We start from the raw sequence: 16502 nt of genomic DNA, 5'->3' as shown, positions 1-16502 counted from the left end.
TCTTTAGCCTTCGATAAAGAGGGATTTTGCGCGTGGCGCAGCATCGGACGGTAGCGGCATATAATCCTGCAGACAGTAAGTCGCAAACTGGCGGTTCAAAGCAGGCAGCGGCGCGATTTCCATCATGCCAAGCGCTGCTTCCATCACCACCATCGCAACTGTGGCCGTGATATTGTCGTGATTGCCGGGACGCGGCGGGCGGCAGACTGCATAGGGTGTCAGGAAGTCATCGAAGAGTGCCTCCTTCAGCTCCTTGCGGCCAATTTTTCCACCATGTGATTCAAGAGACTGTCGAACGCGCCAGTCCCGGTAGAAGCTTTCAGGTACAAAAGGGATGCCGGTGTCGCGCAGCTTCGTCAGCGCAATTGGACTAACCCAATGATTGGCATGAACGATCAGATCATTCTCCGGCAGGATCGGGAAGGACTCATCCGGCGCACATTCAAAATCGATGCCGAAACCGGCGCTCGTCGCAATCATGATATTGTTTGAGCAGGATTTTGGTGTCGAAGCCACAGCCTTGATTGCTTTGGCAAAATGCTCCTGCTCAAGCACCTTGCGGCGCACAAGACCCAAAGGAACGCCAAGCTTCTTATAGTCGCGCTCGCATTCGAGATAATTGGCCGTGATCGAGATTCCCGCTTCATTGAAGCCGCTGCGCGCCAGCCCACCAGCCTCGACAAACGTCACAAAATCGGGACCGTTATTGTTGCGAACACGCAGCACAATGCCGGTTTCCACACATTCAGAACGCCAGTCCCAGTTCTGGCCATGAACCAGATTACCAGAAGCACTTTTCGCAGGCATGATGAGAGCACCGGTGCAGCCGTCATCCTGCTCTTCGGGATCAGGCGAACCCGTTTCCGCACGCGCCATCGCAACGACTTCCGTGCGTGCATTGATCATGACGATCTGCTCAAACGGCACATCCGCACCTTTGGCGATGCCGCGCATTTCCTCGACATAAGACGCGTCGAATTCCTCGATCCGGCCGGCAAATTCTTCGATAAGACCTTGCCTGCGCTCAGGCGAAAGACCAAACGCGTCGAGCGTGCCGGAATAAAGACCCGCGCTGCGCCGGATGCGTTCCGCCGCCAGCACCCCATACTGGCGCCCGCGCTCTTCCGGTACGCCCGAAATTGTAATGAATGGAAATGGGGTAACTGACATACTCAATCCATATTTTGTATTTTGTATCTTCTTAATACAATTCACATTCAATCATTGCGGAGTCAACAGTTTTTTATTGGAATATGGAACAATTTGATTTATACCCTTCCTATAGAGAGTCATTCTGTCATTCCAATGGGATAGGCTATACGAGAAAGAAATAGCCTATTGCGAAATATCCCGTATTCTTTGAGCATAGGTTCATGGGAGAACGCACATTCAGGGGGCGCTGCGCGTGAATATGGACGTTAAGAGATCAACGGAAGGCGAATCCGGCCTGAGCAGTCTTCAGGCGGAAGTCGCGCATAAAATGGTCTCGCTCATATCCGCTGCACGCTGGAATATCGGCGACCGGCTGTCGGATGCTGCCATTGCAAAGGAGCTCCGTGTATCGCGGTCGCCCGTGCGTCAGGTGCTCAATCTTCTTGTGCAGCAGGGTATTGTCAGCCAGACGCCCAATCGCGGATATCAGCTGCATCGCATTCCAGACCCGGACGAACTCAACGACAATCTGCTGCCGCCATCGGAGGCGGAAGAGCTCTACCGGCGTCTGATGAGTGCGCGCGCCTCGGGTGCTGTTGGCGACGAAGTGTCGGAAGCCGAACTTGCCGATCAGCTGGCTGCAACGCGCGGCGCGGTGCGCCGGGTTTTGATGCGTTTTGCCACCGAAGGTCTCGCAGAGCGTCTTCCGGGCCATGGCTGGCGCTTTGCCGAGTCACTCGATAATGAGCGCGCGGTCAATGAAAGCTACGCTTTCCGCTTGGTGATCGAATGCGGTGCGCTTTCGCAACCCGACTACGCGCCTGATCTCAGCCAGCTCACAGTTCTGCAACGCGAGCAAAATGAAATATCGGCCTTGCCGATCCAGAGCCTCACACGGGATCTCTGGTTCAACGCGAATGCAAATTTTCACGAAACTATTGTTTCCTGGGCGAATAATCGCTTTTTAACACAATCGGTTCGCTGGCAGAACCATCTGCGCCGAATGACGGAATATTCTGACTTTGATCGCCTGGGCGAAGAGCGCATTCGCAAGGCTTGCGAAGATCATTTAAACATTCTCGAAGCCATCGAAAACAAGGATTTTGAATTCGCTGCAGCGCTACTAAAACGCCATATCAGTCGCTCGGGTGCCGAAGACGTATAATGGAAATAGGCACTGTTACGTTAAGCAGAGTACAGACGTGAGTCATTCTTTGACGCATTTGTTATGCTTATTTCAAGCAAGCGATTTCGCGCCACATGTTTGTGGCGGCTTGCCGTAACTCACGATAGTCAGCGACATTGAATTGGTTTCGGGGGGAATAATTGAGGTTGTAGATCGGATCATGTATCGACGTAAAGCTTTGCACATGTTTCGCTGATTTAAAGCGCTTCATAACCCGCTTTCGTCGTCGGATTGGTTGATGCGAATTTTCTGCCCGATTGTTCAAACCTTTATGCTGACGGTGGTCGCAAACGCTCAAGCCTATAGCTTGTTTGGCAGTGCCATAGGATCGTAGTTTATCGGTGACCATAACCCGCAGTGCACAGCCCTGAGCAGAGACAAGCTTGCGCATGAAAAGCTTGGCGGCCTTGGTATTGTGGCGTTTCTGGACCAGAACATCCAACACAAAGCCATCCTGATCAACCGCTCGCCAAAGAATGTAATGCTCACCTTTGATGGATATTACACATTCATCCAGATGCCATTTATAGCCAAGGCGCGGTCAGCGGCATTGGATATTACTGGCAAAGGTCTGTCCGAACTTCTCGGCCCATTCGTACAGTGGCTTATATGTGAGGATGATCCCGCGATAGGCCAGCATGTCTTCAATCATGCGAAAGCTTAACGGAAAGCGGAAATACAACCATACGGCTTCTGCAATTATCTCAGCGGGATAACGATGGCGGTGATAAAGTGAAGAACGAGGTTTGGTCATCACCCGTTATCGCCAACGATGTTTACGCTTAGGGTAAGGTAACAGTGTCTCGCAAACGCTTATCTTAACGAACATTTTTTTCGAGAAGTGTTTTAAACCTCTTTAAACGGCCCTAATAAATTCCATGCATCACAGCATCATAATGATCTTCTATGGCTGTAGTGCAGTTGCATGACTTTTTACGCAATGCGGCCTCATCCTCAATGGTAACAACACCGCGCTTTGTTGAAATTACCCCTTCTGCGCGGAGTTGCCCTATCGTCCTTGTTACAAACGTTCGTCCTACACCAAGCATTTCGGATAACTGATCATGGGTGAGTTCAAAATGATCTGAATTTGTTCTTGCAGATGCAGACAGCAGCCATTTTGCCGTTCGCTGGGTAATTGTATGGGTTGCGTTGCAGGCTGCCGTTTGAAAGACTTGCGCCATCAGGCAATCTGAGTATCGCGCAAACCAGTGGCGTAAAGTGATCGATTCCATTTTGACCTGCTCAAGAGCAGACGTTTTAATCCTGTAGAAACGACCGGCATTACGGACTATTGCTGTTGCATAGGCTGGAAGGCTACCATTTGAAACGATGCCACCTATTGCACCTTCTCTGCCGATTAATGCGATTTCGACAGCACTATTGTCCTCATCTACCCATCTTTGAAAACTGGCCATCGCGGGTCCGCAAGGAAACCATGTATTTACAACATCGTCGCCGGCTTTATGCAAAATAGTAAGTGCTTCGAGATCATAGGTAATTGTATGGGGGAGCAATTTTTTTCGGTCCTCCTCGCTGAGCATCATCAACAGCAGGTTATCTGAGAAATCTTGCATCGATTGAATGCTCATTGAGAACGTTTCCTTTATTCGCTCTGGAACTGTCCATAAGTGGACAGACGATTGACGTTTGCTATGTTACTTTTAGACATAACGAATGAAGCTGATTGGAAATTTGGTTTCACCGATTCCTCAAATGAACAGAAGTAAATCTGCAGACGTAGTGGTGCATTGCAAATAAATAAACTCGCCCTTGCTACCATTGACACCCTCAACAAATACTCTTTTGATTTGACTTCGTGAGAAAGTGTGCCGTTCATAATGTCCCTATCTGAGCCGGTTAACCTCACAAATTGCGACCGCGAACCTATTCATATTCCGGGCTCAATACAAACACATGGTGCTATGCTTGTTGTTGATCCGATAAGCCAGCGCTTGCTGTATGCCTCTTCAAATGTCGTTTCGTTAACGGGCTACAGTGGCGATTTGATCCCTGGCACTGAAATTTCTTTGATCATCGGCGAGAAAAATGCGCATGATTTTCGCAATGCTGCCGCCAAAGCAAGAGACCCAGGTCTATCTTCAATCTTGATAGGATTGCGATTTCCTGGACGACCAACGTTGTTCGACGCAATCGTTCACTCACACAATGGTAAGACTTTTATCGAGTTTGAACCTTGCCCTGATCGTGGCCAGACAGCAAGACAAGCGCTGGATCTGACGCGGTCAGTCATTCATAGGCTCGGACGCGAGGAAAGCGTTGATCGTGCGGCAACAGCGGCCGCCCGTCTCATGCGTGCCATGCTCGGTTATGATCGGGTGATGGTTTATCGCTTTCTTCATAACGGAGCCGGGCGTGTTATTGCTGAGGCGAAATCGGCATCATTAACGAGCTTTATGGGGCAGCATTTTCCGGCGAGTGATATTCCGGTTCAGGCGCGCAGACTCTACGTTAACAATACCATTCGGATGATTTCCGATACGACATCTAGTCCTGTGGCGTTGACCCCTGCACTGAGCTTAGGCGAAGAACCAGTTGATATGTCGTTTGCGCAGTTGCGAAGTGTTTCGCCAATTCATTGTCAGTACCTGAACAATATGGGTGTCGCAGCTTCGCTTTCTATATCCGTAATCGTGGATGGAGAACTCTGGGGATTGATCGCATGCCATCATGACGCCCCGAAAGTGACACCTCTGCCGCTGCGTATAGGTGCTGAATTATTCGGCCAGTATTTTTCACTTCACATTGCCGCCTGCGAACGCCGCGCAACACTGCAAGCTGCTGCCGATGCGCGAGCACAGTTGGATACTATCGTTTCTCGACTTGGCGTAAATAGTTCGATGCGTGAAGACCTCATTGGACAGTTGCCAGAATTTGCGAAACTTGTTTCCAGTCACGGTGCTGCGATATGGATGAATGACAAGTGGTTTCAGCATGGAGATACGCTGGATCAAGACTCGACACTACATCTTCTGAAAAAGGCCCGAGAACAGGCAGCTGGTGACATATGGTCTACTTCTGAAGTAAAGACGTTTCTGCCAGAGCAATCCGGTAATGTTGCGGGAATTCTGGCAATTCCGCTTTCGGTTACTTTTGGCGAGTATCTAATTTTATTTCGCAATGAAGAAGCGCACCTGATTGAGTGGGCTGGCGAACCCGTAAAAACTGTCGTGAATACCCCATTCGGAGAGCGTCTGACACCACGCGGTAGTTTTGAAACATGGCGCGAGGAAGTAAAAGGTCGCTCTACTCCATGGACAACTGTCGATCTTTCGGTCGGTCGCGCAATCGCCACCTATTTGCGAGATGTCATACTTCGCCAGAGCGAAATCTCGGAAAAAGAGCGCATTCGGACAGAACAGCGCCGCCGTATTCTCAATGCCGAGCTAAATCACCGAGTTAAAAACATTCTTTCTCTGGTCAAATCTATCGCCAGACAAACAGGCATGGGCGCACAGAATGTCGAAGACTATGCACGCACACTGGAGGGACGCCTTCGTGCACTCGCAGCCGCACATGATCACTCTCTCGACATTACAAAAAGTGGGTTGATTAAGACGCTGATTGAAAGCGAGGCAAATCTTTATCGCGACAGTGCCGGCTTGGAAAAAGTTTCTCTTGAAGGTAAGGCACTCAGTCTGGATCAGCGGGCCTACAGTGTTCTATCACTGGTTGTACATGAGATGATGACCAATGCTGCAAAATACGGCGCACTGTCCACGAGCAATGGCCGGCTGGATATCAGCTGGCATCTCGAAGCGAATGGGGAATGCAGGATTATCTGGCAGGAGAGCCAAGGTCCTGTGGTTGTGCAACCGACAAGCACCGGCTTTGGAACCAAGCTGATCAGAAGCTCCTTTGAATATGACTTGCGAGGAAAGGTTCATATCGAACACAAACCCGAGGGGCTCTACGCAACATTTCAAATTCCAGCAGCATACGTTAGTTCCGAAGAGCTCATAATGACTAAGGAGGATTCATTATGCATATCAGAAAAACCTCAACTGAATGGCACTTCCATTCTCGTAGTTGAAGACCAGAGTCTTATCGCAATGGACGTTGAAGACACACTGCGGGAAATGGGTGCGCAGGACATAAGACTTATCAGTAACGCTGAAGAGGCAGTGGCTACACTTACGACTTTTAATCCGCACATAGCGATTTTGGATTTCAATCTTGGCTCCGTTACATCAGAGACTCTCGCAGAGCATCTTTCTGAACGCGGAATTCCATTCATCTTCATGACTGGTTATAGTGATCAATCATCAATTCCTGAACGCTTCCGGCATATCGAAGTTATCCGCAAACCTATCGATATATCGTCGCTCAGTATGAAGTTGAATTCAATGATTAAAGCGCCGATTTGATCGAAAGGGATGCACTCTCAATAATCGCTGGTTTTAATTTTGATAGTTTTAAACTTGATGAATAGAGCCTACCCCTTCGGTTTACCGGTGAGCTTCCTTAAGATTATTGGTCGTGGATTTTTAAATACTTTTGGCGCGGCATCGGAAAGACACTCGATTGCAGCTTCAAGAAGATTGAATGTCAGAAAGTCAGCGTGGCTATCGTGCTGCAATTTCTTGCGATCAAATATCGTCTCGTTCGTGGTTGTCTGCCATAACGCCAGTCCGATACGGGCTCCCGGATTGAGACGTCTCAGCCGCCGTAAAGAAAACTTGGCGCGACGTGCAGACTCTAAATCGAGCACGCAAAGAACAATCGCAGTGGCACCCGCAATGTCTTCCTTGCGCAATTGACTGGGTTGAGTTTGCTCCTGATCAATCACCTTGGTTTGCGCTGCCTGAACCGACAAAACCTGCGCCAGCATTGCAGCCGTAACATCGTCAAAAGGACCGCGTCCTCCGAGACAAATTATGGATCTGTTTTCACCTGAGGGGATTTGTAACATTTCGCCATCTTCGGTATCTGATAATGCATCAACAGAGACAGTTTCTTCATTATCCTCTTCTTCATCGGCTATTTGTTTGAGATTTGCGACCAGCATTCTGGAACTCTGGGAAATCTGTCGTAGCTGTGTGTCACTGAGAACGCCGCGAATGCGATCCTGTTGTGCAATAAGCAGCGCTGGAATGGCTACGTTGCCATAATATTCCACCAAGAATTGTTCAGATAATAATTCAAGCGCGTTGTCGGTGGCCTCATTAGGATCACCAGCCAGAAGTCGTTGATATAGCCTCTCTTCAGGAGTGAGTACCGGATCCGAGCCAAAAAGAATTTCAAGAAAGCGAAACTGCGGAACATAGCGCCCCAGAACGACCAAACATACGGTCAGTGGCGTTGAGAGTATCAATCCAATCGGACCCCATAACCATGTCCAGAAAATTGCAGAAACGATAATTGCTAAAGGTGAGAGGCCAGTTCGCGATCCATAGAGCCACGGCTCAATTACATTGTTGCTGATGAGTTCAATCAAAACGAAAAGCGCGATGGTCCATAAAAGTAGATCCCATCCGGGTGCTATGGCAAATGCCAGAAAGATTGGCATTATAGCCGCGATGACAGGACCAATATATGGCGCAAATCGTAAGACTATTGCCAGCATGCCCCATAAAATTGCGTTCGGTACACCTAAAATCCAAAGCCCAATGCCCAGCGGCACGCCATAACTGATATTTACAACTAGCTGTGTGAGCAGATAGCGCCCCACCCGCGTACCCGCCTCCTGCAAAGCTGAGGTGGTCCGATGAAGATCCCCATGACCCACCAGACGAATAAAGCGATCTCGTAATTCTTCTCTCTCGAGAAGCATGAAGACCACCACCACAATAACGAGCCCCAAAGTGGCAAGCGGCCCAATAAGCGGCCCTACGATTGTTTCAAGCGTTTGAACTGGATTTCGCTGAGAAAATATTTCTACGAGAATTGGCTTGCGCTCGGGTTGTCCTGAGACGGCCTTATCGACAGTTTTTCTCTCGTCTTGACTGATCTCCGCGCCAATACGTTCCGCAAAGCTGTTCAGGCGATTAAGCAGACCATTATCAGTACCAGTTTCCTTGAGCGTACGAATTTTCTCAATGATATTGTATTGATAGGTCGCAATGTTCTGACCAACTTCATTCACTTGAAACGCCAGAATTGCACCAAACAATCCAATAATCAGAAACCCGCCCGTAACGCTGGTGATAATGGCAGGCAAACGCGGTAAACCGATACGTCTGAAATAAGAGACAATCGGCGCCAGCATGAAGGTTAAAAGGACAGCAATTGCTAAGGGCAGGAAAACGTCTTGAGCAAAATATAGAATAGCAACGACCGCGGCGACAGCTGCAAGTGCGGGCAGCCGGGATTGTTCCTGCGCTGCAGCTAAAGAGTGGTCACCACGTCCAAGTCCGCGCTGCATTATACCTCTTGCCCGTTCGTGTTCCTATGATGCAAATTGATACGCAGTGCTGGCGTTTAAATTGTTAAAGCATACGAAAAGAGGACTATTTACGGAAAATAATGGTTAGGCTTTAATAAATACAACAGCCGCTACCGGCAAGGCAACCCAGATATCGGGCTCACCACGATACGCAGAAAGCTCACCGCTTAAAGCAATGGGCTTTTTACAAAATGCGCAATCTATCAGGCTTTATCGATAACACTCTTTAAAGAATGTTTGGCCTTACCTTTGGCCTGCTGTGCATCGCCCTTGGCTTCCTGAGCCAGACCTTTGGCTTACATCTCTTTGTCATCAATGGCTTTGCCAATAGATTGCTTAGCTTTACCAGCGATTTCATTAGCCCTGCCGGATACCTTATCTGAGGTACTGCTCATTCTAACTATCTCCCTAAACTATGTTGTTGTAACTCCATTTTAACAACGATCATCGCTAAAATTGGTTCCAAGGGAGTTTTCACTTTCGAAGTCCAGCACTCTGAAATCAGCGTTGAGACCGGGAAGGCATTATTAATAGAACTGGACCCAACCTTCCATTACGCCCGACCATGAATTGCCAGAGGAAGAAGCAGGGAGAAAATGATTATTAGCACCAAAAACTCAGGAAAATCTATTCAACGAAACGGTTGAGGATAAATGTCACATTTTCAAATAAGAGCATTACTAAATTGACTCAAGCCCAAATCATTCGGGGATCGCCCAGCTGGTCCATAGCGCGCAGTTGTTAAACGCAATGAGCGGGTGCGATTGCTGATATTTGAATGGAGGCCTTTGTATTCTTCGGTCCAGACTTCAAACCTGTTAAGCTGATGTGGCCCAAAGGTTGAAAATAGCGGAATGTCACTTGCGTCTCTGCTACGCGCCACGAGAACCCGCCCTATCCTTGGCTGGTTATGACGGGCATCAACAGTAAACCACTTACCATCGAGGTAAACCTCAACCCAATGTTGGTTTTCGTCTGGTTCTGAGCCAGGTTTCCATTTCGGGTTAACCAACACGAGGACGGAAATAGGCATGGGATTCAAAAAGATACATGCGCTGTGGCGGATCAGCCTTAAACACACAACTGGGTCAAATTCAGGCTGAATTCAACAGTCAGACCCTAATTGATTACGTAACGAAACTCCCGACTTGCGTTGTAGCGATGGAAGCGTGTTGTGGAGCTCATCATCTTGGTCGGCTGTTTGCGGCACAAGGCCACGAGGTCCAGCTGATGTCGCCAGAATATGTTCGCCCGTACATCAAGGCCCAGAAAAACGATGATCGGGACGCTGAGGGGATTGCCGAAGCTGCATCTCGACCGACCATGCGTTTCATCGATCTTAAGAGCCAGGAGCAACTGGATATCCAGACACTGCATCGGGTGCGTAGTCGCCTTGTGGCAGAGCGAAGGAATCTGATCAATCAGCTTCGCGCAATTCTGTTGGAACGTGGGATCATCTTCCCGGTCGGACGGCAAAAGTTCGAGATCGGCATTGCTGCTCTGCTCGCAGAGAGCAACGAAATATTATCTCCACGTATGCGTCAGCTGGTTGGCGATTTACGCGTGGAATGGAAGGACCTCGACACGAAGATCGAAACTTTGAATACTGAATTTGTTCAACTGGAACGCAATGCTACGGCCCTGGCGGCTGCAGTGGGAGATGCAAGCAGCTTCAAGGAAGCGCCCGATCTGGGTGCCTGGCTCGGACTGGTTCCTAACTGGCTTTGAACGCAGCTACCCAGTGGCTGTGTAATAGGATCGGCTACATAAAAGGAACGCGTAGCCAGCGAAGTTTGCAGGAGGATCGTGAAGATGCCCTGACAGTCGAACGGCATTTGCAAAACCCGGCCAAAAAAATGGCACCTGTTGCCGAAGTCTTTATTGGGTCTCTAAGCGTGCGGATGTCCATCTTGGCCATGAGCTTGCTCATGAGACCGTATACGGTGACGCAGACTAATCAGAACACCGTAAAATCCTCTTGCAACCGGGCGGGCCATACGTTTTTTGTAGGTAAAGCTGCGCTTGCGCAGCCAGACGTCAAGCGCACTGCGGCCAATCGATACGGCTCTCTCCTCATACAATCGCCAGACCATCTCGTAGAGCGTGATGTCCTTCGCCTCTTCAGTCATGCTGAAGATGAAGTGCTCGTGAGTATCCAGGCGATGACTGTTCAAATCCCAATCCCAAATCGGGCTGCCGCTTAACGCGCTGACATGCCATCCCTTGACGCAGCCAGAACGCGGCTACGCAGATCACCACTGAAAGCCCGGGGCATATTGCCTCCAACCAAATCACTAGTCGGAGCGATGGAATCAGAATTCGGCGACGAAGGGAATCCTCAACGCGATTCCGCGTTCAATGGATCCGCTCTAGCGTTTTATTCAGCGCATCATCGCAGCAACATTTCCACCATCGACGGTGATAACCGCGCCTGTTGACGTTCGTGCAGAAATGAGATGCAAAAAAGCATCCGCAACATCATTCGCCGAAACTTCACGCTTGAGCAAATTACCGCGCATATAGACTTCCGGCGTCACTCCACGAGCCTCTGCACGCTCCTCAACCATTTCATCGGTCATCAAACCCGTGCGAATACGATCAGGATTGACGGCATTCACGGTAATTCCATCTGCCGCATGTTCTAACGAATATTGGCGCATCAGGGCCATGAGTGCTGCCTTTGAAGTCCCGTAAGGACCGAAATCTGGTCCCGGATTGACGGCCTGCTTGCTGACATTGAAGACAATGGCACCGCCGGTTTTCTGACGCTGCATAACATTGACGACTGCGCGGGCGATGTAATGATGGCTCCAGAAATTGAGATCAAATGCCGACTTGAACAGAGCGTCATCAACGGACAGCAGTGCCCCCTGAAAAGCCGCACCGGCATTCGAAACAAGAATATCAACACCACCAAAAGCAGCAACAATCTCCGCGACCGCTTTTTCAGCGGACTGAGGATCGGTTAAATCACAAGTGATGGCTTTTCCACCCAGCCGCTCTGCTTCCGCTGCTGCACGCTCGGCATCAATATCAATCAGTGCGATTTCGGCACCTTGTTCCCGTAGACGTTCCGCAATGGCAAGACCAAGACCACCTGCCCCACCGGTTACGACTGCGACCTGACGGGTCAGTAGTTTCTCGGTCTGTTTGGCGAGCTTAACCTGTTCCAGCGACCAATATTCAATGTCGAAGAGATCTTCTTCACTCAGCGCTTCGAACTGATCAATCCCTTCAGCGCCACGAATGACGTCGATTGTCGCCTCAGCCACATCCGCACCGATACGGGCTGCTTTTTGTGTTGCACCCGCGGCAAACAAGCCGATACCGTCGATATAGAAAACCCGCGGCATCGGGTCGAGCATGGTTTTCCCACCGCCCACACGTGCATTGTTTCGCTCAAAATACGCTTCATATTCAGAAACATAAGACGCAATGCTGTCTTTAACGATCTGCGCCCAGTTCTCAAGATCATGCGCATAAGGAACAGGCAGCGATACACCATAGCGCTTGATATGGATGACGTGCTCCGGCGTTGCATTTCCCCGGCGAACAAGATCGACAACATTGGGAGCGCCACAAAAATCAAGGATGTCATCGCTCGTGCGATGCTCCATGATAAAACGGCGGGGACGCCCTTCTTCCCTGCCCGGAAGCGCGATTGCGCCGCGCAGGATCGGCGCAATATCCGAAATTGAAGCAAGCTTTTCCGTATGCGCATTCTTGCATGCATTGCCGAAAGGCCGCGGATTGCCCTGAGCGATCCGCTTCTCTGCCCGATCAATCGCTTCGATCATATTTTCATAGGCGATGCGGGGATCTTCCGACCATGTGAAAATGCCATGTTTAAGCAGGATCATGCCCGGCGCGTCCGGGCGTTCCGAAAAGGCTTTCTGACAGGCTTTTGACAGATCAAAACCTGGCATAACGTAGGGCACGATAATCATTTCCGGAAAGAGCTCCCGAATGATTGTTTCCCCGTTTGGTTGATTGGTCAGCGCGACAATCGCATTGGCATGCGTGTGATCAACATGTTTGAACGGTAGAATGGCATGGAGGATCGCTTCGACGGATGGATTGGGTGATGACGGATCAAGCAGCAGTCGGCGTTGCAGCATCACCATATCATCGTCGCTGAGCGTCTCATAATTGACCATCGCCTTCAAGCGTTCAAGATTGAGAGCAGGCAAGCCAGCTGGCTCGATCTTGCCCATATCCCAACCACTTCCTTTCACACAAAGGACTTCAACCGGAGTGCCATCATGGTCGTTAAGAATGGTCTTGACAGAAGTGTTGCCCCCCCCATGGAGAACGAGCTTTGGCTCCGAACCTAGCAAACGCGTGGTATATGTGCGGATAGCAACATCGCGGTTGATACCTGCTTTCTCATAGGCACCAACCATTGCGCTGAAATCCGCATCCGACCAATTCGACTTCATTTGCCTACTCCTCAATTGGCACACTGCGGCGCCAGAGCCGCAGACATGGAAAAACGCTCACGGAAAGTGTGTTTTTCCATGGCAAAACAGTTATTTATGAAGACATATCCTCACTAAATACAATTGACACTATATACTGACATTAGTCAACTTCCTTCATTGGCTTGTTGATTAAAACTCGTTTATGTGCGAACCAGATGAGGGGCTAACATCAGGAAATCAGTATGACATCGGACGAACTGAAACCGTCTACGCATGCCATCCCGGCTGAATTTGATGACGCGATTGTATGGGCTGCCTGGCTTTATTATGAAGACCAGCTCACGCAGAACGATATTGCGAAGAAAATGGGCGTTTCTCGCGCAACCATTGTTAATTATTTGCAGGAAGCCCGGCAGCGTGGCGTAGTACGGATTCTGATGAATTCGGAAATCCTGACCCGCACAGAGATCGCGCAAAAACTCGCAACCCTGTATGGCCTGGATGAGGTTCTCGTCATTCCCAGCGAGAAAGCAGCCCCCGCTGAAGCGCGACTACAGGCACTGGGAACCGGCGGCGCACGCCTTATTGAACGCATGGTCAAACCCGGCGACACAATCTGCGTATCCTGGGGGCGAACAGTTCTCGCAATCGCGGACGCGATCTCGCTGCCGCGCCCTGTCGAAGGACTGACCGTCGTTCAGGTCACAGGCTCATCGATGGGCAAGCGTGAGTTTGCGGCAGAGCTTTGCACGTCGATCATGGCCCGCAATATCGGAGCAACCAGCGTGAACATGCTGGCTCCTGCGATTTTGAGCAGTGCGGGATTGCGAGACGCGCTAATGGGCGAACCAGCGCTTCAACGGCAGTTTGAGCTCATTGCCCAGTCAGACATGATTGTCTTTGGTGTCGGTGGGCTATCATCAGAAAGCACCATGCGTATTGCTGATGTCACCAGCGATGAAGAGATCAATGCCTATGCCAAGGATGGCGCGGTGGCAGTCCTGATCTGCCGCTTCCTCGACAGTCAGGGCAAACAGGTCATTCGGGATCTCGACAAACGTGTCATCGGCATTGAACTCGATGAGTTGCACAGGGTTCCCCGCAGGCTTTGTGTGGCGGGTGGTTCGCGCAAGATCGAAGCGATCCGCGCGGTTTTAACCGGCGGCTATGCAACCCACCTCGTTACCGATTTTGAAGCAGCAGAACTTTTGCTCGCGCAATAAAGCAGAAAGCGGCGGACTGCACCCAACAGTCAGCCGCAGTTATCATTACTGCTTGATAGCAGCAGTATTCATGAAATTCAGCGTATCCTCGAAAGAACGGATACCGGCATCAGAGCCAAGCCCGGTCGCGACCAGAGCTGCGGATGCCTGTGCAAAATTCAATGCAGTCTTCACATCCATTTTGCGGTGCAGTGCCGTGATAAAACCCGCATCGAACGCATCACCGCAACCTGTCGTATCAACCACTTCAATCTGGAATGCGGGCTGACGCAGAACAGCGCCGGTTGAATCCATAAAGCATACGCCATCACCGCCAAGCGTGAAGACACAGTGTTTCACTCCGCGTTCGATGAAGAAGCGTCCCGCACCTTCGACACCGGCCTCGCCCGAAATCTGTTTGGCTTCTTCAATAGAGGGCATGAAGTAATCAATATGCGGGAAGAGCGGAGAGATCAGATCAAGGGTACTGTCATTCGCCCCTAAAAGATCAAAAGTCGTGATACGCCCGCGAGCCTTGGCTTCGGCCAGCAATTTTCGGCTTGGTTCACCATCGAGTTTTGCCAGCAGTCCTGTTCCGCCTAAATGGATAATCGGAGGCGCCAGAACGGCATCAAGCGCACTGTCGAGAACTTCAAAATGATCCGATGCGCCGCGCGCATGGAGCGCCGGGCGATCCCCGTTGCGACGGATATTGAGAATGGTCGAAGATGTCGGAACACCTTTCAGACGCTGCATCTGCGCAACGTCTACGCCAAAGCGTTGCAGAGTTGCCAGTACAAAATCAGCCTTCTCATCATCGCCCACCGCCCCGACAGCGAGACAGTTCAGACCAAGCTTCGCTAGGTCCACCACGGTTCCACCTGCGGTCCCCGCCACTGTCAGCCGGATTTCATCGATAAACTCGACATTGCCACCCGGTGGAATGGCATCAACAGGACGTCCCAATACGTCGAGAATATAGAGTCCAATAACAGACACATCGTGAGACATGATATCCTCCCAGATTTCAGTTGGGGGCAGCCTGCGCAAACAACACAGGATGACCCAACACAATTGTATTTCATTGATCGATGGCTTTGCTTATCAGGCTTGCGTCAAGCCCTTTCGCGCAGAGCGAAGATCGTTCCAGCGAGCAGGATGAAAGCCCCGACAATTGCCAGCTGCAGAGTGCTTGGAATGCCCACAAAGATCAGGACATTGCTGACAAGCGTTATCAATAGAACGCCCAGCAATGTCCCTATGACTGAACCTGAGCCACCCGTGATGCGCGCTCCGCCCAACACCACCGCTGCGATGATTTCAAGCTCCATGCCCGCCAGATCGAAAGGATTTGCGAGACGGTTGCTGGAGACGTGAACCACGCCTGCAATACCCGCCAGCAAACCCGCATAGGCAAAGACAAATATACGGACACGGAAAAGGTTGATTCCAAGTCGCTCGGCGATGGATGGATTACCACCAACCGCGAAAATAGCACGCCCCATCAATGTGCGTTCAAGAATGAACCACGTCACAAAAGCTGCGACCACCAAAACCAGCACAGTGGCAGGCAGAACGGATACGACGCCGTTCGATGCGCGATGCGTGAACAGCGACGCCTTACCGAACGCGTCCATCGCGGCAGGAATATTCATAAAGAGCGCAGTGCCGACGAAGGTCAGAAGGAAACTTCGTATCACATATTGCGTGCCGATCGTCACGATCAGCGAAGGCGCTTGCAGCTTTTGCACGAGAAACCCGTTGAGCGCACCAAAGCAGGCACCGCCGAGAGCAGCCAGTACAAGAATGAGCGCCATTGGCATGTCTGGAAACAGGTTCGTCACCAACATAGTCAGCGCATACATGACAAAAGCGGCAATAGCCGTAAACGAGACGTCGATACCACCGGATGCGAGAACGACCAGCACACCCATGGCGAACAAGCCGCGTACGACGGATGCGCGCAAAATGTCGACCAGATTGCTCATCTGCAGAAAATCGGGATTGGCTGCGATAACAATAAAACAGGTGATGACTGTCAAAAGAAGCGTGAACAGTTCCGGTCTGGCACCCATCAAGTCCCAAAGCCGGAGCAGCATGCCGCGCTGTTTGGCGCTGCTCTTTTCCACCGATAC

The 16502-nt window shown here is 50.5% G+C and carries 9 protein-coding genes and 5 pseudogenes; 4 read left to right on the top strand and 10 right to left on the bottom strand.

Annotated elements, in window-relative coordinates; translation table 11 throughout:
• Positions 1 to 3: 3 nt before the first annotated feature.
• The gene (locus U2P60_RS20985; RefSeq protein WP_413574303.1) at positions 4 to 1170 is read right to left on the bottom strand and encodes a C45 family autoproteolytic acyltransferase/hydolase; all 1167 of its coding nucleotides are present in this window, start codon (positions 1168 to 1170) and stop codon (positions 4 to 6) included.
• 241 nt (positions 1171 to 1411) lie between these two features.
• Between U2P60_RS20985 and U2P60_RS20980 the strand changes: the two genes are divergently transcribed.
• On the top strand, positions 1412 to 2317 hold the full coding sequence (locus U2P60_RS20980) for a GntR family transcriptional regulator (protein WP_413574361.1): 906 nt from the start codon (positions 1412 to 1414) through the stop codon (positions 2315 to 2317).
• 67 nt (positions 2318 to 2384) lie between these two features.
• Here the strand turns inward: U2P60_RS20980 and U2P60_RS20975 are convergent.
• Both U2P60_RS20975 and U2P60_RS20970 read right to left on the bottom strand, forming a co-directional pair.
• Positions 2385 to 3092, bottom strand: a pseudogene (locus tag U2P60_RS20975) (IS6 family transposase).
• A gap of 112 nt (positions 3093 to 3204) precedes the next feature.
• On the bottom strand, positions 3205 to 3930 hold the full coding sequence (locus U2P60_RS20970; protein ID WP_313830127.1) for a Crp/Fnr family transcriptional regulator: 726 nt from the start codon (positions 3928 to 3930) through the stop codon (positions 3205 to 3207).
• Between the two features lie 249 nt (positions 3931 to 4179).
• Between U2P60_RS20970 and U2P60_RS20965 the strand changes: the two genes are divergently transcribed.
• Positions 4180 to 6726 carry an HWE histidine kinase domain-containing protein gene (locus tag U2P60_RS20965; RefSeq protein WP_413574360.1) on the top strand — a complete coding sequence of 849 codons (2547 nt, stop codon included), beginning with the start codon at positions 4180 to 4182 and terminating at the stop codon, positions 6724 to 6726.
• A gap of 68 nt (positions 6727 to 6794) precedes the next feature.
• Here U2P60_RS20965 and U2P60_RS20960 read toward each other — a convergent pair whose 3' ends face one another.
• The 3 genes and pseudogenes from U2P60_RS20960 to U2P60_RS20950 form a co-directional block, all read right to left on the bottom strand.
• Positions 6795 to 8723 carry an AI-2E family transporter gene (locus U2P60_RS20960; protein ID WP_413574302.1) on the bottom strand — a complete coding sequence of 643 codons (1929 nt, stop codon included), beginning with the start codon at positions 8721 to 8723 and terminating at the stop codon, positions 6795 to 6797.
• 224 nt (positions 8724 to 8947) lie between these two features.
• A pseudogene (locus tag U2P60_RS20955) lies at positions 8948 to 9139 on the bottom strand (CsbD family protein).
• A gap of 269 nt (positions 9140 to 9408) precedes the next feature.
• A pseudogene (locus U2P60_RS20950) lies at positions 9409 to 9705 on the bottom strand (transglutaminase family protein); the annotation flags it as partial.
• A gap of 155 nt (positions 9706 to 9860) precedes the next feature.
• Between U2P60_RS20950 and U2P60_RS20945 the strand changes: the two are divergent.
• A pseudogene (locus U2P60_RS20945) lies at positions 9861 to 10460 on the top strand (IS110 family transposase); the annotation flags it as partial.
• A 275-nt stretch (positions 10461 to 10735) separates the two neighbouring features.
• Here the strand turns inward: U2P60_RS20945 and U2P60_RS20940 are convergent.
• Positions 10736 to 10909 (bottom strand): annotated as a pseudogene (locus U2P60_RS20940) (IS630 family transposase); the annotation flags it as partial.
• Positions 10910 to 11125: 216 nt separating this feature from the next.
• Positions 11126 to 13183, bottom strand: a complete 2058-nt coding sequence (locus tag U2P60_RS20935; protein WP_413574301.1) for a bifunctional aldolase/short-chain dehydrogenase — start codon at positions 13181 to 13183, stop codon at positions 11126 to 11128.
• 224 nt (positions 13184 to 13407) lie between these two features.
• On the opposite strand from U2P60_RS20935, the gene U2P60_RS20930 reads away from it, so the two are divergent.
• Positions 13408 to 14388, top strand: a complete 981-nt coding sequence (locus U2P60_RS20930; protein WP_413574300.1) for a sugar-binding transcriptional regulator — start codon at positions 13408 to 13410, stop codon at positions 14386 to 14388.
• A gap of 45 nt (positions 14389 to 14433) precedes the next feature.
• On the opposite strand, the gene U2P60_RS20925 is transcribed toward U2P60_RS20930, so the two are convergent.
• Both U2P60_RS20925 and U2P60_RS20920 read right to left on the bottom strand, forming a co-directional pair.
• On the bottom strand, positions 14434 to 15378 hold the full coding sequence (locus U2P60_RS20925; protein ID WP_413574299.1) for a carbohydrate kinase family protein: 945 nt from the start codon (positions 15376 to 15378) through the stop codon (positions 14434 to 14436).
• A gap of 104 nt (positions 15379 to 15482) precedes the next feature.
• Positions 15483 to 16466: an ABC transporter permease gene (locus tag U2P60_RS20920; protein ID WP_413574359.1), complete on the bottom strand. Its 984-nt coding sequence runs from the start codon at positions 16464 to 16466 to the stop codon at positions 15483 to 15485.
• Positions 16467 to 16502: the final 36 nt, after the last annotated feature.

The sequence above is a fragment of the Brucella sp. H1_1004 genome, from assembly GCF_047308065.1.
Taxonomy (GTDB): domain Bacteria; phylum Pseudomonadota; class Alphaproteobacteria; order Rhizobiales; family Rhizobiaceae; genus Brucella; species Brucella pseudogrignonensis_B.
Note: the sequence above shows the minus strand (reverse complement) of the source record. Positions and strands in the feature narration are given on the sequence as shown.

What these genes read in the sequence shown, in the direction of transcription:
- U2P60_RS20980 (WP_413574361.1), top strand. Translation starts at nt 1,412, where the DNA reads ATGGACGTTAAGAGATCAACGGAAGGCGAATCCGGCCTGAGCAGTCTT.
- U2P60_RS20930 (WP_413574300.1), top strand. Translation starts at nt 13,408, where the DNA reads ATGACATCGGACGAACTGAAACCGTCTACGCATGCCATCCCGGCTGAA.
- U2P60_RS20965 (WP_413574360.1), top strand. Translation starts at nt 4,180, where the DNA reads ATGTCCCTATCTGAGCCGGTTAACCTCACAAATTGCGACCGCGAACCT.
- U2P60_RS20970 (WP_313830127.1), bottom strand. Translation starts at nt 3,930, where the DNA reads ATGAGCATTCAATCGATGCAAGATTTCTCAGATAACCTGCTGTTGATG.
- U2P60_RS20935 (WP_413574301.1), bottom strand. Translation starts at nt 13,183, where the DNA reads ATGAAGTCGAATTGGTCGGATGCGGATTTCAGCGCAATGGTTGGTGCC.
- U2P60_RS20960 (WP_413574302.1), bottom strand. Translation starts at nt 8,723, where the DNA reads ATGCAGCGCGGACTTGGACGTGGTGACCACTCTTTAGCTGCAGCGCAG.
- U2P60_RS20925 (WP_413574299.1), bottom strand. Translation starts at nt 15,378, where the DNA reads ATGTCTCACGATGTGTCTGTTATTGGACTCTATATTCTCGACGTATTG.
- U2P60_RS20985 (WP_413574303.1), bottom strand. Translation starts at nt 1,170, where the DNA reads ATGTCAGTTACCCCATTTCCATTCATTACAATTTCGGGCGTACCGGAA.
- U2P60_RS20920 (WP_413574359.1), bottom strand. Translation starts at nt 16,466, where the DNA reads ATGCTGCTCCGGCTTTGGGACTTGATGGGTGCCAGACCGGAACTGTTC.